This window comes from Mycobacterium shunyiense (assembly GCF_058270035.1).
In genome coordinates, this window is the sequence record NZ_JBZDPT010000040.1 from 220,435 (window position 1) to 244,052 (window position 23,618).

Below are 23,618 nucleotides of genomic sequence, written 5' to 3' on the forward strand. Positions count from 1 at the left end.
TCACGGCTTGAGTAGCGCGACGACCTTGTCTTCAAGGGCGACCGGATCGGCGTTCGGGTCGGCCGGTTCGGTATGGGGCAGTGTGGCGTCGGGATCGGCGAAGTCACGGTAGGTCTTGTCGCCGGCCAGCGTGGCCAGCAGGTACCCGGTGAGCAGGCCGCGGATGATCTTCTGGGTGTCCTTGTCGGCGCCGGGCAGGCCGATGAACCGAGCCAGGCGGCGTCCCTCGACCAGGCCGCCGGCCTGCGCCTTGCTGACGGTCCGCAACGTCGCACCCTCCCAGGTGCGAGCCAGTTCCACGGCATTGGACCGCAGCGTCATCGGATCCCCGGGCGCGGTCAGGACCAGGCCGGGGACCTGCAGCGTCGACGCCGGTTGTTCGGCGGGCGGCTTGGTCACCGTCGGGAACAGCGAGACCACGGCCTTCGGGCGGTGCGGATCACCTCCCATACCTGCGGCAGCGAACACCGCGGCCGACCCACCGAAACCGTGCCCCACCACACCCCGCTTGCCCGGGTGCACGCTGATCTTGCCGGTGCCCAGCCGCACGCCGGTGATGATTTCCAGGGCCGCGCCCAGGTCAAACGCGAAATTGAGCACCGACGGAGCCACGCTGGTCTCGGTATCGGGTGCCGCCGCCACGATGCCCCAGGACGCCAGGTGCTCGAGCGTGCCCGTGTAGTTCTCCGCCCGTGTCATCCACTCGTGGCCGAACACCACACCGGGCAGATTCAGGCCGGCCTCGGGCGTGTAGACCACTCCCGGCATGCCGGCGAACGCCAGGTCACCGCGCAGGACTCGATGCGGTCCGCGGCGGGTCAACCCTGCGAAGAGCTTCTTTGTGCTGGCCACGCGTTGACCGTAGCGCAGGGCGACTGGCGCGTGACCGCCGATTGAACCTGAGTCGCGCCCATGTGCCAACACGGTGATTTGTGTCAAACCCCGCCGCCGCAGAATCGGGTCAGGCGGCCGACTGCACTACCCTGGGACCCTATGTGTGGAATCGTCGGCTACGTCGGGGCGCGCCCGGCCCGCGGCATCGTGGTCGACGCGCTGCGGCGGATGGAATACCGGGGCTACGACTCCGCGGGAATCGCGTTGATCGACGGCAACGGCGGGTTGACGGTGCGTCGCCGCGCCGGCCGGCTGGCCAACCTGGAGACCGCCCTCGCCGAGACCGACGATGGCATCCTGACCGGCAGTACCGGCCTCGGCCACACCCGCTGGGCCACCCACGGCCGTCCCACCGACCGCAACGCCCACCCACACCGTGACGCAGCGGCCAAGATCGCCGTCGTCCACAACGGCATCATCGAGAACTTCGCGGTTCTGCGCGCCGAGCTCGAAGCCGACGGGGTCGAATTCTCCAGCGACACCGACTCCGAGGTGGCGGTGCACCTCGTGGCCCGTCAGTACGCACAGGGCGCCACCGCCGGCGATTTCCCGGCCTCCGTGCTGGCCGTGCTGCAGCGCCTCGAAGGCCACTTCACCCTGGTATTCGCCAACGCCGACGATCCGGGAACGATCGTGGCCGCGCGCCGGTCCACCCCACTGGTGGTCGGTATCGGTGACGGCGAGATGTTCGTCGGCTCCGATGTGGCGGCGTTCATCGAGCACACCCGGCACGCCGTGGAGCTGGGCCAGGACCAGGCCGTGGTGCTGACCGCCGACGGCTACCGGATCACCGACTTCTTCGGCCGCGATGACCTGCAGGCCGGCCGGGACTACCGCGAGTTCCACATCGACTGGGATCTCGATGCCGCCGAAAAGGGTGGCTACGACTACTTCATGCTCAAGGAGATCGCCGAGCAGCCCGCCGCGGTCGCCGACACCCTGCTGGGGCATTTCGTCGACGGCAGCATCGTGCTCGACGAGCAGCGCCTGAGCGATCAGGAACTCCGCGAGATCGACAAGGTCTTCATCGTCGCCTGCGGCACCGCCTACCACTCGGGTCTGCTGGCCAAGTACGCCATCGAGCACTGGACCCGGCTGCCCGTCGAGGTCGAACTCGCCAGCGAGTTTCGGTACCGGGACCCGGTGCTGGACCGCAGCACCCTGGTGATCGCCATCTCGCAGTCCGGCGAGACCGCCGACACCCTGGAAGCGGTGCGGCACGCCAAGACTCAGAAGGCCAAGGTGCTGGCCATCTGCAACACCAACGGCAGCCAGATCCCGCGCGAGGCCGACGCAGTGCTCTACACCAGGGCCGGGCCCGAGATCGGTGTGGCCGCCACCAAGACGTTCCTGGCCCAGATCGCCGCGAATTACCTGGTGGGGCTGGCCCTGGCGCAGGCCCGCGGGACCAAGTACTCCGACGAGGTCGAGCGCGAGTACCACGACCTGGAGGCCATGCCGGACCTGATTGCCCGGGTGCTGGCCGGCATCGAGCCGGTCGGGCAGTTGGCGCAGCGGTTCGCGAAGTCGCCCACGGTGCTGTTCCTGGGCCGGCACGTCGGCTACCCGGTGGCGTTGGAGGGTGCGCTCAAGCTCAAGGAGCTGGCCTACATGCATGCCGAGGGCTTCGCCGCCGGTGAGCTCAAGCACGGTCCGATCGCATTGATCGACGACGACCTGCCTGTGATCGTGGTGATGCCGTCACCCAAGAACGCCCAGATGCTGCACGCCAAGCTGCTGTCCAACATCCGCGAGATCCAGGCCCGCGGCGCGGTGACCATCGTGATCGCTGAAGAGGGTGACGACACGGTGCGGCCGTACGCCGATCACCTGATCGAGATCCCGGCGGTGTCAACGCTTTTCCAGCCGTTGCTGTCGACCATCCCGCTGCAGGTGTTCGCGGCCGGGGTGGCGCGGGCGCGGGGTTACGACGTCGACAAGCCGCGCAACCTGGCCAAGTCCGTCACCGTCGAGTAGTCCGGTCTTCACGTTCGGCGCCGAGGTCTGATGGATCTGCAGGTTCCCAAGGTCAACATTGCCCGACGGCGGGACCGGAACGGGTTGGGGGCCTTCGTCTCGGAGTCGGCGTTCGAGCACTTCCTGGGCGCCTACCGGGCCGGCATGGCGACGTTGCCGCCGTTCGAACTGTTCGACGTGCCGACCTCGTTCGGAACGGTCCGGGCCTACCGGTTCGCCGGACCGGACTCAGGTGCGCCGGTGGTGCTGCTGCCGGGCCGCAACGCGTCGACGCCGATGTACCGGACCAACCTCGGGCCGTTGCTGCAACAGCGCACGGTGTATGCGATCGACCTGCTCGGTGAGGCCGGTCTGTCGGTGCAGGACAAGGCGATTCGCGGTGCACCGGATCAGGCACAATGGCTCGACGAGACGCTGGCCGGCCTGGGCCTGGAAGCGGCGCACCTGCTGGGAGTGTCGATGGGCGGGTGGACGGCGGCGAATTGCGCGGTGCACCGGCCCGGCCGGATAGCCTCGCTTACGCTGCTCGACCCGGTTTTCACCTTCACCGGAATCCCGGCGAAGGCCATTCTCGCCTCGGTGGCGCTGTTCGCCCCGGGCGTGCCGGAGCGCTGCCGCCGGAGGGTGCACAGCTGGATTGCCGGTGGTGCGGACCTGCAGGCCGCCGCGAGCGAATCCGCGCTGATCGATGCCGGGGCAAAGGATTTCACGCTGCGCGTACCGGCACCGAAAATGTTCACCGAGGAGCAGTTGCGGGGGCTCGACGTGCCGGTGCTTGCGTTGATCGCGGGCCGCAGCGTCATGCTCGACCCCGAGCGTGCCGTCGCGCGGGCGCGGGAGGTGCTGGCGCGCGGGGAAGTCGAACTCTGGGCCGATGCTTCTCACGCCATCAACGGTGAGTACCCCGAAGAGATCGCGCGACGTGCGGGGCGGTTCTGGAACGCGGCGTAGGCCGACGAGGATCTTCAGGCGCGAATCACCGACGGCCCCAGCGCTTCATAGTGCTGTGCTTCCTCTGCGGGTAACTCGGTGCCGGTGACGATCGACTCGAAGTCGGAGACGTTCGCGAACCGGCAGAAACTCGTCTCCCCGAACTTGGAATGTGCGGCCACCAGTACGCGCCGTTGCGCGACGTTCACCGCAGTCTGCTTCACCGCCGCCACGGCGGGATCCGGTGTGGTGAGGCCATGCTCGGTAGTGATCCCGTTGGTGCCCAGAAATGCGATGTCGATGACGAGGCTGTTCAGGCGCTCCACCGCCCAGTGGTCGACGGTGGCCAGGGTGCGTCCACGCATTCGCCCACCGATCATCAGGACGGTGACGGTCTCGCTGTGTGCCAGCGCCTCGGCGGCCAGCAGCGATGACGTCACCACGGTCAGTTCCTGATCGGCGAGCTGTTCGGCGATCAGGCGTGGCGTGAAACCCTCGTCCAGGTAGACGGTTTCGGCGCCATGCAACTGATGTGCCGCCGCGGCAGCGATGCGGTGCTTCTGGGCCAGGTCCACCTGGCTGCGGTATTCGACGGTGGATTCGAACGCTGCGGTCTCCAGCGGGATCGCGCCCCCGTGCACACGTTTGAGCAGTCGTCTCCCGGCCAGCGCCTTGAGGTCGCGACGGATGGTCTCGGCTGCGACGTCGAGTTCGGAGGCCAACGTCAGCACATCGACGCGGCCCCGGCTGCGCGCGAACTCGACGATGCGGCTCTGGCGGGTATCTGAATCCACGCTTGCCATTCTGGGGCACCCGGGTGCGGCGTCGCTTATTTGCTGTCGGAGAGCACTGCACGCACCTCGTCGGCGCTGGTGGCAGCCCGCAGTCGGGCGACCTCGTCCTTGTCGAGGAAGACATGGGCGATCTTGGTCAGCAGTGCCATATGGTCGTTGCCCAGCCCGGCGATGCCGACGACGAACTCGGCGGGTTTGCCGTTCCAGTCGATGGGTTCGGGGTAGCGCACGAAGGAGATCCCGGTACGGCGGATCGCGGTCTTGGCCTCGTTGGTGCCGTGCGGGATGGCCAGACCATTACCCATGTACGTCGACACCGACTTCTCGCGTTCGTGCATGGCATCCACGTAGGCCGGCTCGACGGAGTCAGCTGCCACCAAGAGTGCACCGGCCTCGTCGATCGCGGCGTCCGCCGAGGTGGCCGAGCCGGCCAGCACGATCGATTCGAGGGGCAGAACCTCGGCGCCGGCTGTCTGGTCTTCGGGCGAGCGCGCAGCCTCGGTTGTCTGCTCATCCGAAGCCGCGTTCGTGTTCTGCAACATCTCGACGATCTCGTCGTAGCGAGGGGAACTCATGAAGTCCTCGACCGAGACATGAACGGCCGAGGCGGTTTTCAGGCGGGCGCGGTCGGTCAGATCGCGGTGGGTGACCACCAGGTCGTAGGTATCGGTCAGGTTCGCGATCGATTGGTTGGTCACGGTGATGTCGCCGAATCCCGCGGACCGGATCTTCTTGCGCAGCACCGACGCCCCCATCGCCGAGGACCCCATGCCGGCGTCACAGGCGAACACGATGCTGTTCACCGGTCCGCGGTGCGCGCCGACCAGGGCGGAGGCCACGCTGGACCTCTTGCCCTTCAGTGCCTCCATCTCGGCGGTGGCCGCGGCCAGATCCGGCTCGTCTTCGGCACGGTCGGTCTTGAGCAGCAGTGAGGCGACGGCAAACGAGACGGCGGTGGCGCCGAGCACCGACAACGTCACGCCGAGGAAGCTGCCGCCGGCGGTCTGCGCGTAGATGGCGATGATCGAACCGGGCGCGGCCGGCGCGCGCAGTCCGGAACCGAACAGCACGTTGATGAAGACGCCGGTCATACCGCCGAGGATGGTGGCGGCGATCAGCTTGGGCTTCATCAGCACGTACGGGAAGTAGATCTCGTGGATACCGCCGAAGAACTGGATGATCGCGGCGCCCGGTGCCGACGCGCGGGCAACACCGCGGCCGAACACCATGAACGCCAACAGGACTCCCAGTCCGGGCCCGGGGTTGGTCTCGAGCAGGAAGAGAATCGACTTGCCGGTCTCCAGCGCCTGGGTGGTGCCCAGCGGTGTCAGCACCCCGTGGTTGATGGCGTTGTTGAGGAACAGCACCTTCGCCGGCTCGATGAGCATCGAGGTCAGGGGCAGCAGGTCATTGTTGACCAGGAAATCCACCGCATTGCCGGCGGCGCGGGTGAAAGACGACACGATCGGCCCGACGCCGAAGAAGCCGAGGATGGCCAGCAGCATGCCCAGGATGCCCGCGGAGAAGTTGTCGACGAGCATCTCGAAGCCGGGCCGGATCTTGCCTTCCCAGAGCGCGTCGGCCTTCTTCATCGCCCAGCCGCCGAGCGGCCCCATGATCATCGCGCCCATGAACATCGGGACATCCGCGCCGGCGACCACCCCCATGGTGGCGATTGCGCCGACGACGGCGCCCCGGTTGCCGTGGATCATCCGGCCACCGGTGTAACCGATCAGAACGGGCAGCAGATAGGTGATCATCGGGCCGACGATTCCGGCGCCGTCGTAGCTGCCCCAGCCGCCGATCTCGGCCACCCAGCCGTCGGGGTTCCTGAGTCCGGAGAAGATGGCCTGTAGCCAGCCCTGCTCGATGAATAGAGCTGTGATCAGACCCCAGGCGATGAAGGCGCCGATATTCGGCATCACCATGTTCGACAGCGAGGTGCCCAGCTTCTGCACGTACACCCGAACTCCGGTGCGTGGCGCTTCGACAGTGGACATCTGACGACCTCCGATCTTGCCGGCTGCTGGGTGACGCCGGTCACATGCACTGCCAGTACACCGCACAAATGGGCATGAGTGCAAGCAATTGGGCTTAAATGGGCATCTCAAATTGTGGTTTTATGACCGGATTGGGGTTAGGGTGCTGATATCAACACGGTTATCGCCAGTCCCTGCCCGTCGAGAGGACCGTCATGAAAGCCCTGCGTTTCTACGCCCCCGAGGATGTCCGGCTCGAGGATGTGCCGGAGCCCCAGTGCGGTCCCCACGAGGTGAAGATTCGGGTGCGCAACTGCTCCACCTGCGGCACCGACGTCAAGATCCTGCACAACGGACATCAGAACCTGACCCCGCCGCGCACCATCGGCCACGAGATCGCCGGTGACATCGTGGAAGTCGGTGCCGACGTCAATTCCACCTATGGCACCGATTGGGCCGAGGGAGACCGGGTTCAGGTGATCGCGGCGGTCCCGTGCGGAGAATGTCATGAGTGCCGCAAGGGCTGGATGGCCGTCTGCCAGAACCAGACATCGATGGGCTACCAGTACGACGGCGGGTTCGCCGAGTACATGATCGTTCCGCGCCAGGTGCTGAAGGTCGATGGGCTGAACCGGATTCCGGACAATGTCAGCTACGACGAGGCGTCGGCGGCCGAACCGTTCGCGTGTGCGATCAACGCGCAGGATCTGCTCGGGATCGAAGAGGGCGACACAGTCGTGGTGTTCGGTGCCGGACCCATCGGCTGCATGCACACCCGCATCGCGCGCGGCGTGCACAACTGCGGCCCCGTCTATCTCGTCGACGTGAACGAAAGCCGACTCAAGATCTCGGCCGACGCCGTCCATCCCGATGAGGTGATCAATGCGGCGGAGGTCGACGTCGTCGAGAAGGTGATGGAACTGACCGGTGGCCGCGGTGCCGACGCCGTCATCACCGCCACCGCGGCCAACGTCACCCAGGAACAGGCCATCGCGATGGCGGCCCGAAACGGGCGTATCTCGTTCTTCGGCGGACTGCCCAAGACCAACCCGACCATCACCTGTGATTCGAACGTGGTGCACTACCGCCAGTTGCACATCCACGGTGCCAACGGTTCCGCGCCGGAGCACAACAAGCGTGCGCTGCAGTACATCTCGACGGGCCAGGTGCCGGTGAAAGACCTCATCACGCGCCACGTCCCGCTCGACGACGTACTCGACGCGTTCTCGATCGTCCAGAACGGTGAGGCCATCAAGGTGACGGTCGAACCTGCCGCGGCGACCGCCTCGGTCTGAGGTCAGTACAGCTCGTTTTCATAGTGGTCGTCGATCACGGCATGAAGCGAGTCGGCCAGGTCGCCGAGTTTCTCGGCCATCTTCGCCGCGCTCTCGGTGATCGAGAGGGTGTAGAAGTCCCCGCCCAATGTCACGGCGTCGGCCAGTCCCCGGCTGTCGCCCTCCCAGAGCTTGGCCCGGATCACGGCCTTGCCGCATTGCCCGAACACCTCGCGGATGCGCACGATGGTGGCCAGCACCGCGGGTTTGCCGTCGGCGCTGAGCATTTCGAGTAGTTCCGGGTCGTCGGTGACGAACGCGTCCCCGTTCACGCGGATCACCTCGCGGATACCCGGCACGAAGAAGACCAACCCCACCGCGGGATGCGTGGTGATGTTCTTGTGGGTATCGGCGAGCTTGTTGCCCGGCCGGTCGGGGATGGCGAGCGTCCATGGGTCGAGGATCCACACCGAACCGGGTGGGTCTCCTCGCGGGCTGGTGTCCAATTGACCGTCGGCACCCACGGTCGCCATGCAGAAGAACGGGCTGTGTGCGATGAACCGAGCCGAGAATTCACCGAGTTTCGGCTCCTTCTTCTCGGCGATGAACCGCTCTGGGTATCCGACAATCTCCCTGACCCGCTCCATGGAGACGGGGGAGTACGAGTCTGCCGCCGTGCCTGTGGTTTCCATCATCGAATCCCTAGACGTCGAGAACCAGCCGGGGAGTGTGCGCCCGGGAAACGCAGACGAACATGCGATCGTTGGCCGCACGCTCGGACTCGGAGAGGATGTCGTCGCGATGGTCGGGTACGCCCTCGATGACAGCGGTCTCGCAGGCACCGCAGATCCCCGATCGGCACGACGAGGACACGTTGATCCCGGCACCGTCGAGCGCGGCGAGAACGCTCTGGCCCGCTTCGACGTTGACGGTCCTGTCCGACGCGGCACACACCACTTCGACCGGTTTGTCTTCGGCGGATGCCGCCCGCTTACGTGGCTTGAAGCGCTCGAGATGCAGACTGTCCGCCGGCCAATGGTCGGTGGCGTCCTGCAGTGCCGACAGCAGCGCCGAGGGGCCGCACGCGTAGATCTTCGCGCCGGACCGGACCTGTGCGAACTGCTCACCGAGCGGGATGCGGCCCTCGGCGTCGGAGGCATAGAAACTCACGCGTGTTCCGTATCGGCGGAGTTCGCCCGAGAACGGCATCGAGCTCGCGGTGTGCCCACCGTAGAGCAGTTTCCAGTCCAGGCCCCAAGATTCGGCCTGACGGATCATCGGAAGGATGGGGGTGATTCCGATGCCGCCGGCCACGAAGACGTATGAGGTGGCGCGACGCAGCTCGAATGTGTTGCGTAGCCCGGCAACCGTGAGTTGTTGCCCCGGACGTAGAAACGCATGCACGTACTCGGAACCGCCGCGGCTGGTGCGTTCCCGCCGCACTCCGATGCGGTAGTACGACCGCTCACCGACGGGCCCGCACAACGAGTACTGGCGCTGGATGCCGGTCGGCAGGAGCAGATCGATGTGTGCGCCGGGTTCCCACGCCGGCAGCAGTTCGCCGGCACGCGGCTGCAGTTGCACGGACACCACGCCGTCGGCCTCCCATCGGAGTTGGCGGACGGCGACGCCGATCCCGTCGGCCGTCAGTTCGCTGCCCACACCGCACCTCCCTTCCATGTTAACAATGTTAATTGCAGGTCAGAGAGTAGTGTTAACATCGTTAACGTGTCAACTGCCTCAACTGGCCGCGATCGCGTGGCGCTCGCCAAGCTGTCGGTCGACCGCGTGGTCGGGGAGGCCCTGGCGCTGGTCAACGACGGTGGACTGGAATCGCTGACCATGCGCCGGCTCGCCGACCGGCTGCAAGCGCACCTCCCGACGATCTACCGACTGGTCGACGGCAAGGACGCCCTCATCGACGAGATGGCCGAGACGATCCTGGCGAAGGCACTCGAAAACGCCGAGACTGGCGACCCGGAATGGGCTCATCGCGTCAAAGGCCTTGCTGCGGGACTCCGTTCGTCCCTGCTGGCGCAGCGCGACGGAGCCCGGATCGTCGGCGGGAACTATGCCGCCAAGCAAGCCAACTTGACCTACATCGACACGCTCGTCGGCAGTATCCAGGCCGGCGGACTGGCCCGTGAATACGCGTTGTGGGCGGCGAGCTCACTGTTCTGCTACGTCCTCGGTGAGGTGCTGGAACAACAGGGCGCGGCGGGGGGAGAGGCCGAGACGCTCGAAGGTGTGGTTCGGGCAGGCGACTATCCGCACCTCGCGTCAAGCCCCGTCGAGCAATTGCTCGACTTCGACGCGCGGTTCGAGTTCGGGTTGAACCTGCTGATGTCGGGCATGCGTTCCGGTGAGCCTTTTGCCTGACCGGCGGCACCGTTGTCGCTCAGTCCCAGTGCCAACCCGCCCCCGATCAGGCCGATGCCGGCCCATACCGCCGCGGCGGGCAATGCCCCGATGACGGCTATGCCGATGGCGGCGGCGGCAATGGGCGCCACACCGGTCAACAACCCGGCGGCCCCGGCGCCCAGCGTGCGCACGCAGGTGTACCAGAGCACGAACGCGACCGCCGTCACGCATACGGCCAGATAGCCGATCGCCAGGATCTCGCCGACGTCGAAACTGCTTGCCGCTCTCCATCCTTCGGTAACCAACGCGAGCACGGCGAACATCGCCGCGGCCATCCAGGTGGTGTGCACCGACACTCCCGCTGGACCGTGTGAACCGAGCACTGGCACCGCCAACAACGTGAATCCGGCCTCGCAGGCGAATACCACCGTGGCCCAGAACAATCCGATCCCGTCGGCCCGCCCCAGTCCTTCGACGACCACCGCCCCGACGCTGACCACGACTGCCGCGGCCAGCACCCGACTGCGCGGCCGGTGGCCTTCCAGCAGTGGCCCCATCGTCGCCAGCGCGACCGGCACGCATGCCACCGCGACCGCCAGCACCGCAGGCTCGGCGTGGCGTGATCCGTACACCAGGGCCATGTTGAACAGCACCAGGCCGCTCACGGTCACACTCAGCAGCCACAGCCATTCGGAACCCCTCGGGCGGCGCAAGGATTGGCCGGTGAGCCGGGCCCACGCGAGCAGCAGCAGGCACGCCACGGCGTAGCGCAACGCCTGCGCGGTGTGTAGTGGCGCGTCGGCGATCACGCTCGAAACGGCCACGCTGCCACCGACGAAGGTCATGCCGAGTGCGCCGGAAAAGCCGGCTCGGGTGGGGCTGGACATCTACCCATGCTGACGCCAATATGGTCCAACAAATAGAACCAAGTTTGGACACCTGTCATGGACCAAATTGCGGGGGCGGACTTCCTGCAGCTCGACCCGTCGACTGCACCGGCACGGGGGCTCACCGACTGGCTCGCGGACGCCCTGCGCACTGCGATCGCCGACGGGCGGCTGTCCCCGGGCACCCGGTTTCCGCCGACCAGGGTCTTGGCCGGCGAACTGGCGATATCACGCGGGGTGGTTGTCGAGGCCTATCGGCGGCTGGCGGACGAAGGTCTGGTCAGCGGGCACGCGGGTGGCGGCACTCACGTGCTCACGCAGCCGGTCCGGCCGACCCGGGCTGAACCTCTGGGATCGCTGGTGGCACGCCTGCCGCGCCCCCGACTGCCGGTCGGTGAGGGCATCGATCTGTCGCCGGGCGTGCCCGATCTGTCGGCATTTCCGCGCAGCACCTGGCTGCGTGCCGAACGTGCGGTGCTGGCCGAGGCCTCGCCCGACGACCTCGGTTACGGCGATCCCCGGGGCCATCCGCGGTTACGGGCCGCACTCGGCCCGTGGCTCGGCCGGACCCGCGGACTGCGCGTCGCTCCCGACGACATCCTGGTGGTCGCCGGCGTTGCCCAGGCCGTCGCCCTGCTCGCCCAGCAGTTGCGCGGCGAAGGCCTCGACACGATCGCCGTCGAGGATCCTGGTTCGCGCGGGGCCGTCGACGAACTCGAGCACTGGGGTCTGCACCCGGTGCCCATCCCCGTCGACGACGACGGAATCCTCGTCACCGAACTCGCCGCCAGCGGCGCACCGACTGTCTTCCTGACCCCGGCGCATCAGTTCCCGACGGGCGTGGTGCTGGGCCCGCATCGGCGCCGCGCGCTGCTGGAATGGGACGGCGCGCTGATCATCGAGGACGACTACGACGCCGAATACCGTTACGACCGGGCCCCTGTTCCGGCCATGCACGCGTCAGCGCCCGATCGCATCGCCTACGCCGGGAGCACCTCGAAGAGCCTGGCGCCCGCGCTGCGGCTGGGTTGGCTGATCGCGCCGCCGCGCCGCCATCCCGAGCTGGTGGCGGCCAAACATGCCACCGACCTCGGCAGCCCGACCGTGCCGCAACTGGTGCTCGCGCGATTGCTCGAATCAGGTGAATACGACCGGCACGTCCGGCTGGTGCGCACGCGGCACCGGGCACGGCGCGACGCACTGCTGGACGCGTTGACCGCGGCGATGCCCGCCGCGAGGGTGAGCGGTGTCGCCGCCGGCCTGCACCTGCTCGTCACGTTGCCCGACGACATCGATGATGCGGCGCTGGCCGACGATCTGCGTGATGCCGGTGTGCTCGTGCATCCCGTGTCATGGCACCGGCGGCTACCCGGTCCGCCCGGTCTGGTTCTCGGGTACGCGTCGCATCCACCCGACCGGTTGCGCGAAGCGGCAGCCACGATCGCGCGGGTCACGCGAAAGTGGCAGAGCGGTCGCCGACGAGGCTCGGTAGCAGCCGTGGCGTCACATTCGGTGACGCTCGACAGCAAACACACGTAACCTGTTGGCGCGCGGCAAAGTCGACGACACATCGAGCGGAGCGGAGCGGATGCGGTACTACTACTCGGCCGATGCGATCCGTGCCGCCGAAAGGCCGCTGCTGGCATCGCTGCCCGACGGGGTGCTGATGGGCCGCGCCGCCTATGGGCTGGCGACGGCGATCGCGACCGAGTTGAAGCTGCTTACCGGTGGTGTCGCCGGTCGACGGATCTGTGCGGTGGTCGGTTCCGGCGACAACGGTGGCGATGCGCTGTGGGCGGCGACGTTCCTACGCCGTCGCGGCGCCGCTGCCGATGCGGTCCTGCTCAATCCCGAGAAGACTCACGCCAAAGGGTTGGCGGCGTTCCGGCGGGCCGGAGGGCGGGTGGTGTCCGGCATCTCTGCGGCAACCGATCTGGTGATCGACGGCGTCGTCGGCATCTCCGGGCGCGGTCCGCTGCGTGCCAACGCCGCAGCGGTCTTCGACGCCAACACCGCACCCGTGATCGCCGTCGACAGCCCCAGCGGGCTCGACGTGCAGACCGGCGCCGCCGACGGCCCACATGTGCATGCCGTCCTGACCGTCACGTTCGGCGGCCTCAAACCGGTACACGCACTGGGTGAGTGCGGTCGCGTCGAGCTCGTCGACATCGGTCTGGACTTGGCGCCCGCCGATCTGGCCGGCCTGGAGGCAGCCGATGTCCGGGAGCTGTGGCCGATTCCGGGACCACACGACGACAAGTACACCCAAGGTGTGACGGGCGTGGTGTCCGGCTCGGCGACCTACCCCGGTGCGGCGGTGTTGAGCACCGGCGCCGCCGTGGCCGCCACCTCCGGCATGGTCCGGTATGCGGGAAGCGCCGGCCCGCAGGTGCTTTCACACTGGCCCGAGGTGATCGCCGCACCCAGTCCGCGGGAAGCGGGGCGAGTCCAGGCCTGGGTGGTCGGGCCGGGACTCGGTACCGATGACACGGCCAAGTCCGCGCTGCGCTTCGCGCTCGAAACCGACCTGCCGGTGATCGTCGATGCCGACGGTCTCACCCTGCTCGCCGCCGAACCCGGCCTGCTCGCCGGACGCACCGCGCCGACCGTGCTCACCCCGCATGCCGGGGAATTCGAACGGCTGGCAGGAGATCCGCCGGGCCCCGACCGCATCGCCGCCGCGCGGGGTCTGGCCGAGCGACTAGGTGCCACCGTGCTGCTCAAAGGCAACGTCACCGTCATCGCCGAACCCGGGGGATCAGGAATGACCACCTATCTCAACCCCGCAGGCCAATCATGGGCTGCCACAGCCGGATCCGGAGATGTGCTGTCCGGGATCATCGGATCCCTGCTGGCCGCCGGATTGCCGCCCGGAGAAGCCGCGGCCGCTGCCGCCTTCGTCCATGCCCGCGCCGCCAACTTGTCGGCGGCCGATCCCGGTCCCAACCCGGCGCCGACCTCGGCGTCACGCATCCTCGCTCATGTCCGCGCGGCAATCGCCGCGCTGTAGAAGAAAAGGAACTCCATGCCGCACAAGCACCATCGCGCCCCGCACATCTCGCCCGCCTATACCGGCAGATTGGCGATGGCGCCGGTTCCCTCACTCCGCCTACCCGACGATGCGATGGAACCCGGTGCGGCGTACCGCTTCATCCACGACGAGCTCATGCTCGACGGCAGCTCACGGTTGAATCTCGCGACCTTCGTCACCACGTGGATGGACCCCGAGGCCGAGAAGCTCATGGCCGAGACGTTCGACAAGAACATGATCGACAAGGACGAGTACCCGGCCACCGCGGCGATCGAGGCGCGCTGCGTGAGCATGGTCGCCGACCTGTTTCATGCCGAAGGCCTGAGCGACGACGACGCTTCGGCCGCATGTGGAGTCTCGACGATCGGTTCCAGCGAGGCAGTGATGCTGGGCGGGCTGGCCATGAAATGGCGCTGGCGCGAGAAGGTCGGGAAGGATTGGAAGGGACGCACCCCCAACCTGGTGATGGGGTCCAACGTCCAGGTGGTGTGGGAGAAGTTCTGCCGGTACTTCGACGTCGAGCCGCGTTACCTGCCGATGGAAGAGGGGCGCTACGTCATCACCCCCGAGCAGGTGCTCGACGCGGTCGACGAGGACACCATCGGCGTCGTCGCGATCCTCGGCACCACCTATACCGGCGAGCTGGAGCCGATCGCGGAGATCTGCGCGGCGCTGGACCAGCTCTCGCAAGACAAGGGCCTGGACATCCCCGTGCACGTCGACGCCGCCAGCGGCGGATTCGTCGTCCCGTTCCTGCACCCCGACCTGGAGTGGGATTTCCGGTTGCCGCGCGTGGTGTCGATCAACGTCAGCGGTCACAAGTACGGGCTGACCTACCCGGGTATCGGCTTCGTGGTGTGGCGCAGCAAGGAATACCTGCCCGAGGACCTGGTGTTCCGGGTCAACTACCTCGGTGGGGACATGCCGACGTTCACCCTGAACTTCTCCCGGCCCGGCAACCAGGTGGTGGGCCAGTACTACAACTTCCTGCGGTTGGGCCGGGCCGGATACACCCAGGTGATGCAGTGCCTGTCGCAGACGGCCCGCTGGCTCGGTGATGAGCTGCGCGACAGCGAGCACTTCGAGCTGATCACCGACGGCTCCGCCATCCCCGTGGTCAGCTTCCGGCTCAAGGGAAAACCGGGCTACACCGAGTTCGACGTGTCCGAGGGGCTGCGTTCCTTCGGCTGGCAGGTGCCGGCCTACTCCATGCCCGAGGGCGCCACCGACGTCGTGGTGCTGCGGGTCGTCGTGCGCGAGGGGTTCTCGGCCGATCTCGCCCGGGCGCTCAAGGAGGACACCATTACGGTGCTCGGCCGGCTCGACGCGCTCAAGCCGCGCGGAGCGTTCGACGACCTGCAGCCGTTTGCGCATTAGATGGGCCGGCCCGGTCCGCTGATCAGGCCGGATTGGTACCTCTGGGACAATGGTCGGCGGTGATATGACATGCAGACGACCGAACTCGCGACCTCGCTGACCCCGCACGCATCGCCGCAGGCGGTGGTGGACCTCGGCGCGATCGACCACAACGTCCGCCTGCTGCGGGAACATGCCGGCGGCGCCCGCGTGATGGCTGTGGTCAAAGCCGACGGTTACGGCCACGGCGCCGTAGAGGTGGGTACGGCCGCGTTGGCCGCCGGAGCCGCCGAACTCGGGGTGGTGACCATCGCCGAGGCAGTCGCGCTGCGGGCAGGCGGGATCACCGCGCCGGTGCTGTGCTGGCTGCACCCGCCGGGCACCGACTTCACGCCGGCGCTGGAAAACGATGTGCAGATCGCGGTGTCCGCGGTGCGCCAGCTCGACGACGTGCTGGCCGCCGTGCGCCAGACCGGCCGCGCCGCGACGGTCACGGTGAAGGTGGACACCGGGTTGAGCCGCAACGGTGTCAGCCCGGCAGATTTCCCCGCGATGGTCGCTGCGCTGGCCCGGGCCCAGACCGACGGCGCGATCCGGGTGCGCGGCATCATGAGTCACCTGGTGCACGGCGACGACCCCGACAACCCGTTCAACGAGATGCAGGGCAAGCGCCTGACCGCGATGCGCGAGCAGGCCGCCGAGCAGGGTGTGGTGTTCGAGGTGGCCCATATCGCGAACTCGCCGGCAGCCATGACCCGGCCGGATCTGGCGTTCGACATGGTGCGGCCCGGGATCGCGGTCTACGGGCTGAGCCCCATCCCCGAGCTGGGCGATATGGGTCTGATCCCTGCCATGACGGTGAAATGCCCTGTTGCACTGGTCCGTTCGGTACATGCTGGCGACGGGGTGTCCTACGGCCACCGGTGGATCGCGGACCGGGACACCACGCTGGCGCTGCTGCCGGTGGGCTACGCCGACGGCATCTTCCGCTCGTTGAGCGGGAGAATCGAGGTGCTGATCAAGGGCAGGCGTCGCCAGGCCGTCGGGCGGATCTGCATGGATCAGTTCGTCGTCGACCTGGGCCCGGATGCCACCGACGTCGCCGAAGGCGACGACGCGATCCTGTTCGGTCCCGGGACCCAGGGCGAACAGACCGCCCAGGACTGGGCCGAACTGCTCGGCACCATCAACTACGAGGTGGCCACCAGCCCGCGTGGCCGGATCGCCCGCACCTATCTGCAGGCAGGTCGCGAGCGTTGAGTCGCAATGCTCAGTGGCTGGCCGGTGCCGCCGGGCTCACCGCCGTGGGCACGGTGGCGGGCAGGTCGGTGGCGCGCTCATTGACCCGGCGCAGCACCGACGAGGATCCCTACCTGGGCGAAGATTTCGAACGCCTGGACGCAGACCGCAGTTCCGTGGTCACGACGGATGACGGGGTGCCGCTGGCCGTGCGTGAGGTCGGCCCCAACGACGCACCGCTGACGGTGGTGTTCGCCCACGGATTCTGTTTGCGCATGGGCGCCTTCTACTTTCAGCGCACCCGCCTGGCCGAACAGTGGGGCCCGCAGGTGCGGATGGTGTTCTACGACCAGCGCGGCCACGGCCAGTCGGGGACGGCGCCACCGGACACCTATTCCGTCGAACAACTCGGACGTGATCTGGAAGCCGTTCTGGCGGTGACGGTTCCGCGCGGGCCCGCGGTGCTCGTCGGCCATTCGATGGGCGGAATGACGGTCCTCTCGCATGCCCGGCAGTTCCCGCACCGCTACCCGAAGCAGATTGTCGGTGCCGCGGTGATCTCCTCGGCGGTCGAGGGTGTGGCGCGCTCACCGCTGGGCGAGATCCTGCGCAACCCGGCGCTGGAGGCGGTGCGGTTCCTGGCCCGTTATGCCCCCGGTGCCGTGCACCGCACCCGCGGTGCGGCCCGCTCGGTGATCGGGCCGATCCTGCGCGCCGCGTCCTACGGCGACGAGTCGGTCAGTCCCAGCGTGGTCGAGTTCTCCCAACGGATGATGCACGGCACGTCGATCACCACGCTGGTCGAATTCCTGCACGCTCTCGAGGTCCACGACGAGGCCGGCGCCCTACGGGTACTGGCCAAGGTGCCGACACTCATCGCCTGCGGTGACCGGGACCTGCTCACCCCGATGGAATACTCAAAGGCCATGGCCGCACAGCTACCCCGTTCCGAACTGGTGATCGTCGGGGGAGCCGGTCATCTGGTCCAGCTTGAGGAGCCCGTGGTGATCGACGACGCACTGGTCCGTCTGGTGGAGCGGGCTACGCCCTCCAAACTGGTCACACTGTCCCGCCGGGTCCGCGATCGGGTCCGGTTCCGTGGCTGAGCGCAGCGCCGGCACCGCCGAGCTCGCCACCACCGAGGACACCATCGCCCTGGGCGCGACGCTGGGTGCGGGGCTCAAAGCCGGTGACGTGGTGGTGTTGTCGGGCCCGCTGGGGGCGGGCAAGACGGTGATGGCCAAGGGCATCGCGGCGGCGATGGATGTGGACGGGCCGGTGGTCTCGCCGACGTACGTGTTGGCCCGGGTGCATCCCGCCCGGCAGGCCGGCCGACCGGCGATGGTGCATGTGGACATGTACCGGCTGCTCGACCATCCCGGCGTCGACCTGTTGGGGGAGCTCGATGCACTCGACCTCGACACCGATCTCGACGACGCCGTAGTGGTGGTCGAGTGGGGCGAGGGCCTGGCCGAACGGCTCTCCGATCATCACCTGGACATCCGCATCGAGCGCGACACCGACACCGAGACGCGCACGGTGATCTGGCAGTGGAGCGCGCCATGAACATCTTGACCATCGACACCGCGACCCCGGCGGTCAGCGCCGGCGTGGTCCACCGCGCCGAGGATGGCGCCGTGCGCACCCTCGCGGAACGGGTGACGTTGGACGCCCGGGCCCACGCCGAGCAGCTCACACCCAACGTGCTCGGTGCCGTGTCCGATGCCGGGATCACTGTCGCGGAGCTCGACGCGGTCGTCGTCGGCTGCGGGCCGGGCCCGTTCACCGGACTGCGGGTGGGGATGGCCAGTGCCGCAGCCTTCGGCCACGCATTGGGCGTTCCGGTGCACGGGGTGTGCAGCCTGGACGCCATCGGTGTCCACACCGACGGCGACGTGCTGGTGGTCACCGACGCGCGGCGGCGCGAGGTGTACTGGGCGCGCTACCGCGACGGAGTTCGGGTCGACGGGCCCGCCGTCAACGCACCTGCCGATGTGGCGCCGGAGTCCTCGGCCGCGGTGGCCGGTTCACCCGATCATGCGGCCCTGTTCGCGCTGCCCCGGCTCGATGTGGTGTACCCGACGCCGGCGGGACTGGTGCTCGCGGTCGGCGACTGGGGCGCCCCGCAGCCTCTGGTGCCGTTGTATCTGCGCCGGCCCGATGCGAAACCCTCTGCGGCGGTGCGGAAGTGACCGTTTTCGACGCGCTGACCCGTGCCGACGCCACGCGGTGCGCCGAGCTGGAAGCCAAGCTGTTCGTCGGCGACGACCCGTGGCCGGCCCGGGCGTTTTTGGCCGAACTCGACGCCAAGCACAATCGCTACATCGCGGCCCGCAACGACGGCGTTCTGGTCGGCTATGCCGGCATCTCCCGGCTGGGCCGGATGCGCCCGTACGAGTACGAGATCCACACCATCGGTGTCGATCCCGAGTTCCAGGGGCAGGGGATCGGGCGCAGGCTGCTCGACGACCTGCTCGACTACGCCTCGGGCGGAACGGTTTTCCTGGAGGTCCGCACCGACAACGAACCGGCCATCGCGCTCTACGAGAGCGTCGGATTCGTCAACATCGGCCTGCGCAAGCGGTACTACCGCGCCAGCGGCGCCGACGCCTACACCATGCAACGCCTTCCCCAAGGGGGCCCGACGTGATTATTCTGGCCATCGAAAGTTCTTGTGACGAAACGGGAGTCGGCATCGCCGATCTCGCCGCCGACGGAACCGTAACGCTTCTCGCCGACGAGGTCGCCTCCAGCGTCGACGAGCACGCCCGCTTCGGCGGTGTCGTTCCCGAGATCGCCTCACGCGCGCATCTGGAAGCGCTGGGGCCGACCATGCGCCGGGCGCTGGACGCCGCAGGCATCGAGCGGCCCGACGTCGTCGCCGCGACCATCGGCCCCGGACTGGCCGGGGCGCTGCTGGTCGGGGTCGCCGCCGCCAAGGCATACGCGGCCGGCTGGAACGTTCCCTTCTACGGGGTCAATCACCTCGGCGGGCACCTGGCCGCCGACGTGTACGACCACGGGCCGCTGCCCGAAAGTGTCGGTCTGCTGGTCTCGGGTGGTCACACCCATCTGTTGCATGTCCGGTCGTTGGGGGAGCCCATCATCGAGCTCGGCAGCACCGTCGACGACGCCGCCGGTGAGGCCTACGACAAGGTGGCCCGGCTGCTCGGACTGGGCTATCCGGGTGGACGGGTGCTCGACGAGCTGGCCCGCACCGGGGACCGTGACGCCATCGTCTTCCCCCGCGGTATGACCGGGCCACGCGACGACCCGTACGTGTTCAGCTTCTCGGGACTCAAGACCGCGGTAGCCCGGTACGTCGAGGCCCACCCGGAGGCCTCGCAGGCCGATGTCGCCGCCGGCTTCCAGGAGGCCGTCGCCGACGTGCTGACCGCCAAGGCTGTGCGCGCCGCCACCGATCTCGGGGTGTCCACCCTGCTCATCGCGGGCGGGGTGGCAGCCAACTCACGGCTGCGGGAACTCGCTGAGGAACGCTGCGCCGCAGCGGGTCTGACGCTGCGGGTGCCGCGGCCCCGACTGTGCACCGACAACGGCGCGATGATCGCCTCGTTCGCGGCGCACCTGATCGCAGCCGGCGCGGAACCGTCGCGGCTGGATGCGGCCAGTGATCCGGGATTGCCGGTGGTGAAGGGACAGGTGGCATGAGTTCGGTTGTGGACAAGCTTGAAGTCACCGAGCTGCTGTACCGCTATGCCGAACTGATCGACGCCGGCGACTTCGACGGGGTCGGGCAGTTACTGGGCCGGGCCACGTTCGGCGGCCCGGCCTCTGGCAGCGTGTCTGGAGCCCAGACCATCGCGAAGTTGTTCGCCCACACGACGCGCAGGTTCCCCGACCACGGCAACCGCACCCGGACCCGTCACCTGGTGCTCAATCCGATCGTCGAACTCGACGGCGATCGGGCCGAAGCCCGGTCGACGTTCTGCGTCGTGCAGCACGTCCCGGACGTCCCGAGTCCCGTTCCCCTACAGCCCATCGTGGTCGGGCGGTACATCGACACGTTCGCGCGGGATGACGAGGGCTGGCACTTCACCGAACGCAAGGTCGACGTGGAGATGGTGGGGGATGTCTCGGCGCATCTGAACGTCGACCCGCGACAGTACGGACGCTAGGTCAGCGCGCTTCGTTGATGTGGTGAACCCGCACACTGACCTCCAGCTGGAAACGGTCGGCGGGGTTCTTGAGTGACAGCCCGGTGAGTTCCTCGATGAGTTTGATCCGGTACAGCAGCGAGTGGCGGTTCAGGAACAGCGCCCGCGCCGCCGCACTGGTGTTGGTGGCCTCGTCGAGCAGGATCTCCAGGGTGTGCACGAGTTGCCCACGTCGGGTCTTGTCGTACTCGACGAGTGGCTGCAACGTCTGCAGGACAGTGGCCATGCTGCGCGGGTGCTGACGCAGCACCTCGGCGAACTGCATGGGACCGACCGGGCCTTCGGGCAGTGGCGACGAAACCGGAGCCGCGACGGTGACCGCATGGCCGTGTGCGGGCGCCAACAGGGCCCAGGTCACGAGATCCTCGGGGAGCCCGCTGAGTCGCTGTGCGGACTCGACCAACCCGGAAACCGTGGATTCCGTTGGGGCCGAAGAGAAATGACCCATGACCAGGTCGTCGGTCACCGACGACGTGACTGTCAGGCCGGCGGCGAGCGCCAATTCGCGCAGGGCGTTGGCGAACTTGTCGGCGGCTTCGCCCCACTGAGGATCGTCGCGCACGCGGCGACCGATGACCATCTGCACCCCGGTCTCCGGCGGAGACGGACCGACCAGCGGCAGGATGGTCTTCTGGACGTCGGCGAAGGCAATCTCCCAGGGCAGCAGCACAAATGGACACGCATGCTGGTCGGCGAGCGGGATCAGCAGCTCGAGGAGGTCGTGGGCGTCCACGTCGGGGGGCGGGCTGAGAATGATGCCGGCGGCCGGTGAGGCCACCAGGGAGACCAGGAATTCGCGCACACCGGGTTGTTTGAGGTCGGCGCCGGTGGTGAGCACCAGGTCGCCGGGCCGGACGAAGTCCTCGGCGGGTGCGTGGATGATGTCCACCCAGCGGACCTCGCGGTCCAGTCCGCGGTGGCCGGCGACCACTGAACCCTGGTCCAGGGGTGGAATCGTCAAGACCGCCGCCACGCTCAGCGACGAGTCCTCGGACATGCCGCTTCCCTTCTGATCAACTGCTCGGCGGTGCGTCGAAGCCGACGGTATCAGCGACCAGCGACGGCGGTGGCCACCTGCCCGGCAGGTGGCCACCGCCGTCGGGGTTGGTTCAGCCGACGGACGAGATCGAGGCTAGTTCCTCGGTGGACCGTCGGCTCAGCAGCATGCCTACTGCGAAGAAGATCAGTGGCATCACACCGAAGATCGCCGCCAGGGCGGGAGTGCCGCCGACCACCAGGGTCAGGTTGGACACCACCAGCACCAGGGCCGCCGCCAGGGCGAGCGTCGCGAACGAGGCCAGCACCACCTTGCCGGTCGAATTGCCCCGCCGGACGAAGAAGATCACCACCGAGATCGTGGTCAGCAGCCACAGCAGCGCGAGGGCCAGGATGCCGAGGCCACCGCCCGGTCCGAAGATCTGCAACACCGGGTCCAGCTGAAGCGCGGCGCAGATCCCCATCACGACGAACGAGGCCACGGTGATGACCAGCGAGGCGTTCGACGGTGAGCCGTGACGCTCGTGCACCTTGCCGATCTTCTTCGAGAACACGCCGCTCTGTCCGAGCACGAACGCGTACCGAGACGCGATGTTGTGGAACGCGAGGGCACATGCGAAGACACTGACCGACCACAGGATGGTGTTCAGGTCACGTCCGACCATGCCGAGGTACTTGCCCGCGGTGTTCACCATGAAGTTGTCGGGGTCGTCGGTGGCGAGCTGGATGGCGTCGTGCCCGCCGTTGCCCTCGACGAGGGCCCAGCTGGTGAAGGCGTAGAAGACCGCGACGATGCCCACCGCCCAGTAGGTGGCCCGGGGCACGGTGCGGTCGGGGTCCTTGGCCTCGTCCCGGAAAACCGCGGTCGCCTCGACGCCGACGAAACCCCACAGGGCGTAGAGCAGGGCGATGCCGAATCCGCCGGCGATGCCCTGCGGGGTGAACGAGTCACCGGTGAGCCCGTGCTCGCCGCCGCGCACCACGATGACCAGATCCACCACCATGAGGATCGCGACCTCGGACACCAGGAAGACACCGAGCACCTTGGCGCTGAGGTCGATGTCGCGGTAGCCGAGCCAACCGACGGCCGCCAGCACTACGCCGGTCAACAGCCACCAGGGGAGATCGGGTCCACCGAACCGGGTGATCAGTTCGTTGAGGATGACGCCGTCGTAGGCGGCCACGGCGATCAGAGTCGCCATGTAGGCCGGGAGCGCGAGCACGGCCGCTCCGGTTCCGGCCGCCCGGCCGAGCGACTCACGGATGTAGGCGTAGAAGGCCCCGGCGTCGGTGACGTACTTGGACATCGCGACGAAGCTGGCCGCGAACAGGCCGAAGATGACGCCCGCGACGATGAAGGCGACCGGGATGCCGGTGGTGTTGCCCAACGCCATCGCGATCGGCACATTGCCGCCGATGGTCGACAGCGGCGCCGAGGCAGCCACGACCATCAGCACGATCGCGGGCACGCCGAGGTGGCCGCGCAATTTGGCCGGACGGCCGTCCGATGACGTATCAGGTGGGGTCTTCTGGCCCGCGTTGACAACCTCGGTCATTGGGTTGATTCCTCCTAACTGCCGACCGCAGTTGGCGGCCGGGTGAAGTCCGGGGCAAGTTTGCGAGAATCACAGGCCGCTTCGCCACTGCAGTAGGTCACTTTCCAACACCTTGTTGTAAGCCAGTTCACATCGGCCGCCGCGCAGTCACACACTTTGTTGGAAGGTG

General features: G+C 67.8%; 22 protein-coding genes. 14 read left to right on the forward strand and 8 right to left on the reverse strand.

All coding sequences use genetic code 11. From position 1 onward, the window contains the following. Complete coding sequence (locus AC4ELS_RS22390; protein ID WP_064960060.1) at positions 1–852, reverse strand: dienelactone hydrolase family protein; 852 nt, start codon at positions 850–852, stop codon at positions 1–3. Positions 853–993: 141 nt separating this feature from the next. On the opposite strand from AC4ELS_RS22390, the gene glmS reads away from it, so the two are divergent. Together glmS and AC4ELS_RS22400 are read left to right on the forward strand one after the other, a co-directional pair. Continuing rightward, the gene (gene glmS, locus AC4ELS_RS22395; RefSeq protein WP_448445777.1) at positions 994–2,871 is read left to right on the forward strand and encodes a glutamine--fructose-6-phosphate transaminase (isomerizing); all 1,878 of its coding nucleotides are present in this window, start codon (positions 994–996) and stop codon (positions 2,869–2,871) included. Positions 2,872–2,901: 30 nt separating this feature from the next. After that, positions 2,902–3,822, forward strand: coding sequence for an alpha/beta fold hydrolase (locus AC4ELS_RS22400; protein ID WP_499049340.1), 921 nt, complete (start codon positions 2,902–2,904; stop codon positions 3,820–3,822). A gap of 14 nt (positions 3,823–3,836) precedes the next feature. Here the strand turns inward: AC4ELS_RS22400 and AC4ELS_RS22405 are convergent, their stop codons facing one another. Together AC4ELS_RS22405 and AC4ELS_RS22410 are read right to left on the reverse strand one after the other, a co-directional pair. Further along, positions 3,837–4,595 carry a DeoR/GlpR family DNA-binding transcription regulator gene (locus AC4ELS_RS22405; protein ID WP_498885365.1) on the reverse strand — a complete coding sequence of 253 codons (759 nt, stop codon included), beginning with the start codon at positions 4,593–4,595 and terminating at the stop codon, positions 3,837–3,839. A gap of 35 nt (positions 4,596–4,630) precedes the next feature. Beyond that, positions 4,631–6,595, reverse strand: coding sequence for a PTS mannitol transporter subunit IICBA (locus AC4ELS_RS22410; RefSeq protein WP_499049342.1), 1,965 nt, complete (start codon positions 6,593–6,595; stop codon positions 4,631–4,633). A 194-nt stretch (positions 6,596–6,789) separates the two neighbouring features. Between AC4ELS_RS22410 and AC4ELS_RS22415 the strand changes: the two genes are divergently transcribed. Continuing rightward, complete coding sequence (locus AC4ELS_RS22415; protein WP_499049344.1) at positions 6,790–7,869, forward strand: zinc-dependent dehydrogenase; 1,080 nt, start codon at positions 6,790–6,792, stop codon at positions 7,867–7,869. 2 nt (positions 7,870–7,871) lie between these two features. Here the strand turns inward: AC4ELS_RS22415 and AC4ELS_RS22420 are convergent, their stop codons facing one another. Both AC4ELS_RS22420 and AC4ELS_RS22425 read right to left on the reverse strand, forming a co-directional pair. Next, a complete protein-coding gene (locus tag AC4ELS_RS22420) occupies positions 7,872–8,540 on the reverse strand; it encodes an MSMEG_1061 family FMN-dependent PPOX-type flavoprotein (protein WP_499049346.1) in 669 nt (222 codons plus the stop codon). 10 nt (positions 8,541–8,550) lie between these two features. After that, a complete protein-coding gene (locus tag AC4ELS_RS22425) occupies positions 8,551–9,510 on the reverse strand; it encodes a PDR/VanB family oxidoreductase (RefSeq protein ID WP_499049348.1) in 960 nt (319 codons plus the stop codon). Between the two features lie 66 nt (positions 9,511–9,576). On the opposite strand from AC4ELS_RS22425, the gene AC4ELS_RS22430 reads away from it, so the two are divergent. Then, positions 9,577–10,227 carry a TetR/AcrR family transcriptional regulator C-terminal domain-containing protein gene (locus AC4ELS_RS22430; RefSeq protein ID WP_236734952.1) on the forward strand — a complete coding sequence of 217 codons (651 nt, stop codon included), beginning with the start codon at positions 9,577–9,579 and terminating at the stop codon, positions 10,225–10,227. Here the strand turns inward: AC4ELS_RS22430 and AC4ELS_RS22435 are convergent. Further along, on the reverse strand, positions 10,113–11,096 hold the full coding sequence (locus AC4ELS_RS22435) for a DMT family transporter (RefSeq protein WP_499049350.1): 984 nt from the start codon (positions 11,094–11,096) through the stop codon (positions 10,113–10,115). The genes AC4ELS_RS22430 and AC4ELS_RS22435 overlap by 115 nt on opposite strands. Before the next feature lie 57 nt (positions 11,097–11,153). Between AC4ELS_RS22435 and pdxR the strand changes: the two genes are divergently transcribed. The 10 genes from pdxR to AC4ELS_RS22485 all read left to right on the forward strand — a co-directional run bounded on the left by pdxR (position 11,154) and on the right by AC4ELS_RS22485 (position 20,858). Further along, positions 11,154–12,635: a MocR-like pyridoxine biosynthesis transcription factor PdxR gene (gene pdxR, locus AC4ELS_RS22440; RefSeq protein ID WP_499049352.1), complete on the forward strand. Its 1,482-nt coding sequence runs from the start codon at positions 11,154–11,156 to the stop codon at positions 12,633–12,635. Between the two features lie 49 nt (positions 12,636–12,684). After that, positions 12,685–14,106, forward strand: a complete 1,422-nt coding sequence (locus AC4ELS_RS22445) for an NAD(P)H-hydrate dehydratase (RefSeq protein ID WP_499049482.1) — start codon at positions 12,685–12,687, stop codon at positions 14,104–14,106. Between the two features lie 15 nt (positions 14,107–14,121). Next, the gene (gene gad, locus AC4ELS_RS22450) at positions 14,122–15,504 is read left to right on the forward strand and encodes a glutamate decarboxylase (RefSeq protein ID WP_064888068.1); all 1,383 of its coding nucleotides are present in this window, start codon (positions 14,122–14,124) and stop codon (positions 15,502–15,504) included. Positions 15,505–15,573: 69 nt separating this feature from the next. Next, positions 15,574–16,743 (forward strand): alanine racemase, encoded by a 1,170-nt coding sequence (gene alr, locus AC4ELS_RS22455; protein WP_448445757.1) that lies wholly within the window; start codon positions 15,574–15,576, stop codon positions 16,741–16,743. Continuing rightward, a complete protein-coding gene (locus AC4ELS_RS22460; protein WP_064960068.1) occupies positions 16,740–17,828 on the forward strand; it encodes an alpha/beta fold hydrolase in 1,089 nt (362 codons plus the stop codon). Before alr ends, AC4ELS_RS22460 begins: the two co-directional genes overlap by 4 nt. Further along, on the forward strand, positions 17,821–18,288 hold the full coding sequence (gene tsaE, locus AC4ELS_RS22465; protein WP_055109778.1) for a tRNA (adenosine(37)-N6)-threonylcarbamoyltransferase complex ATPase subunit type 1 TsaE: 468 nt from the start codon (positions 17,821–17,823) through the stop codon (positions 18,286–18,288). The genes AC4ELS_RS22460 and tsaE overlap by 8 nt, the downstream gene beginning before the upstream one ends. After that, a complete protein-coding gene (gene tsaB / locus AC4ELS_RS22470) occupies positions 18,285–18,914 on the forward strand; it encodes a tRNA (adenosine(37)-N6)-threonylcarbamoyltransferase complex dimerization subunit type 1 TsaB (RefSeq protein ID WP_064960078.1) in 630 nt (209 codons plus the stop codon). Before tsaE ends, tsaB begins: the two co-directional genes overlap by 4 nt. After that, positions 18,911–19,372 (forward strand): ribosomal protein S18-alanine N-acetyltransferase, encoded by a 462-nt coding sequence (rimI, locus tag AC4ELS_RS22475; protein WP_064888076.1) that lies wholly within the window; start codon positions 18,911–18,913, stop codon positions 19,370–19,372. Before tsaB ends, rimI begins: the two co-directional genes overlap by 4 nt. Beyond that, on the forward strand, positions 19,369–20,391 hold the full coding sequence (gene tsaD / locus AC4ELS_RS22480; protein ID WP_499049354.1) for a tRNA (adenosine(37)-N6)-threonylcarbamoyltransferase complex transferase subunit TsaD: 1,023 nt from the start codon (positions 19,369–19,371) through the stop codon (positions 20,389–20,391). Before rimI ends, tsaD begins: the two co-directional genes overlap by 4 nt. Next, the gene (locus AC4ELS_RS22485; protein ID WP_499049356.1) at positions 20,388–20,858 is read left to right on the forward strand and encodes a nuclear transport factor 2 family protein; all 471 of its coding nucleotides are present in this window, start codon (positions 20,388–20,390) and stop codon (positions 20,856–20,858) included. Before tsaD ends, AC4ELS_RS22485 begins: the two co-directional genes overlap by 4 nt. A 1-nt stretch (position 20,859) precedes the next feature. On the opposite strand, the gene AC4ELS_RS22490 is transcribed toward AC4ELS_RS22485, so the two are convergent. After that, positions 20,860–21,894 carry a PucR family transcriptional regulator gene (locus AC4ELS_RS22490; RefSeq protein ID WP_499049358.1) on the reverse strand — a complete coding sequence of 345 codons (1,035 nt, stop codon included), beginning with the start codon at positions 21,892–21,894 and terminating at the stop codon, positions 20,860–20,862. A 112-nt stretch (positions 21,895–22,006) separates the two neighbouring features. After that, positions 22,007–23,449: an APC family permease gene (locus AC4ELS_RS22495; protein ID WP_064878338.1), complete on the reverse strand. Its 1,443-nt coding sequence runs from the start codon at positions 23,447–23,449 to the stop codon at positions 22,007–22,009. Between the last annotated feature and the right edge of the window lie 169 nt (positions 23,450–23,618).

Excerpts from the sequence above, each read along its gene's own strand:
- glmS (WP_448445777.1), top strand. The coding sequence starts at position 994 with ATGTGTGGAATCGTCGGCTACGTCGGGGCGCGCCCGGCCCGCGGCATC.
- AC4ELS_RS22400 (WP_499049340.1), top strand. The coding sequence starts at position 2,902 with ATGGATCTGCAGGTTCCCAAGGTCAACATTGCCCGACGGCGGGACCGG.
- AC4ELS_RS22410 (WP_499049342.1), bottom strand. The coding sequence starts at position 6,595 with ATGTCCACTGTCGAAGCGCCACGCACCGGAGTTCGGGTGTACGTGCAG.
- AC4ELS_RS22415 (WP_499049344.1), top strand. The coding sequence starts at position 6,790 with ATGAAAGCCCTGCGTTTCTACGCCCCCGAGGATGTCCGGCTCGAGGAT.
- AC4ELS_RS22420 (WP_499049346.1), bottom strand. The coding sequence starts at position 8,540 with ATGGAAACCACAGGCACGGCGGCAGACTCGTACTCCCCCGTCTCCATG.
- AC4ELS_RS22435 (WP_499049350.1), bottom strand. The coding sequence starts at position 11,096 with ATGTCCAGCCCCACCCGAGCCGGCTTTTCCGGCGCACTCGGCATGACC.
- pdxR (WP_499049352.1), top strand. The coding sequence starts at position 11,154 with ATGGACCAAATTGCGGGGGCGGACTTCCTGCAGCTCGACCCGTCGACT.
- AC4ELS_RS22445 (WP_499049482.1), top strand. The coding sequence starts at position 12,685 with ATGCGGTACTACTACTCGGCCGATGCGATCCGTGCCGCCGAAAGGCCG.
- gad (WP_064888068.1), top strand. The coding sequence starts at position 14,122 with ATGCCGCACAAGCACCATCGCGCCCCGCACATCTCGCCCGCCTATACC.
- alr (WP_448445757.1), top strand. The coding sequence starts at position 15,574 with ATGCAGACGACCGAACTCGCGACCTCGCTGACCCCGCACGCATCGCCG.
- tsaB (WP_064960078.1), top strand. The coding sequence starts at position 18,285 with ATGAACATCTTGACCATCGACACCGCGACCCCGGCGGTCAGCGCCGGC.
- AC4ELS_RS22485 (WP_499049356.1), top strand. The coding sequence starts at position 20,388 with ATGAGTTCGGTTGTGGACAAGCTTGAAGTCACCGAGCTGCTGTACCGC.
- AC4ELS_RS22490 (WP_499049358.1), bottom strand. The coding sequence starts at position 21,894 with ATGTCCGAGGACTCGTCGCTGAGCGTGGCGGCGGTCTTGACGATTCCA.
- AC4ELS_RS22495 (WP_064878338.1), bottom strand. The coding sequence starts at position 23,449 with ATGACCGAGGTTGTCAACGCGGGCCAGAAGACCCCACCTGATACGTCA.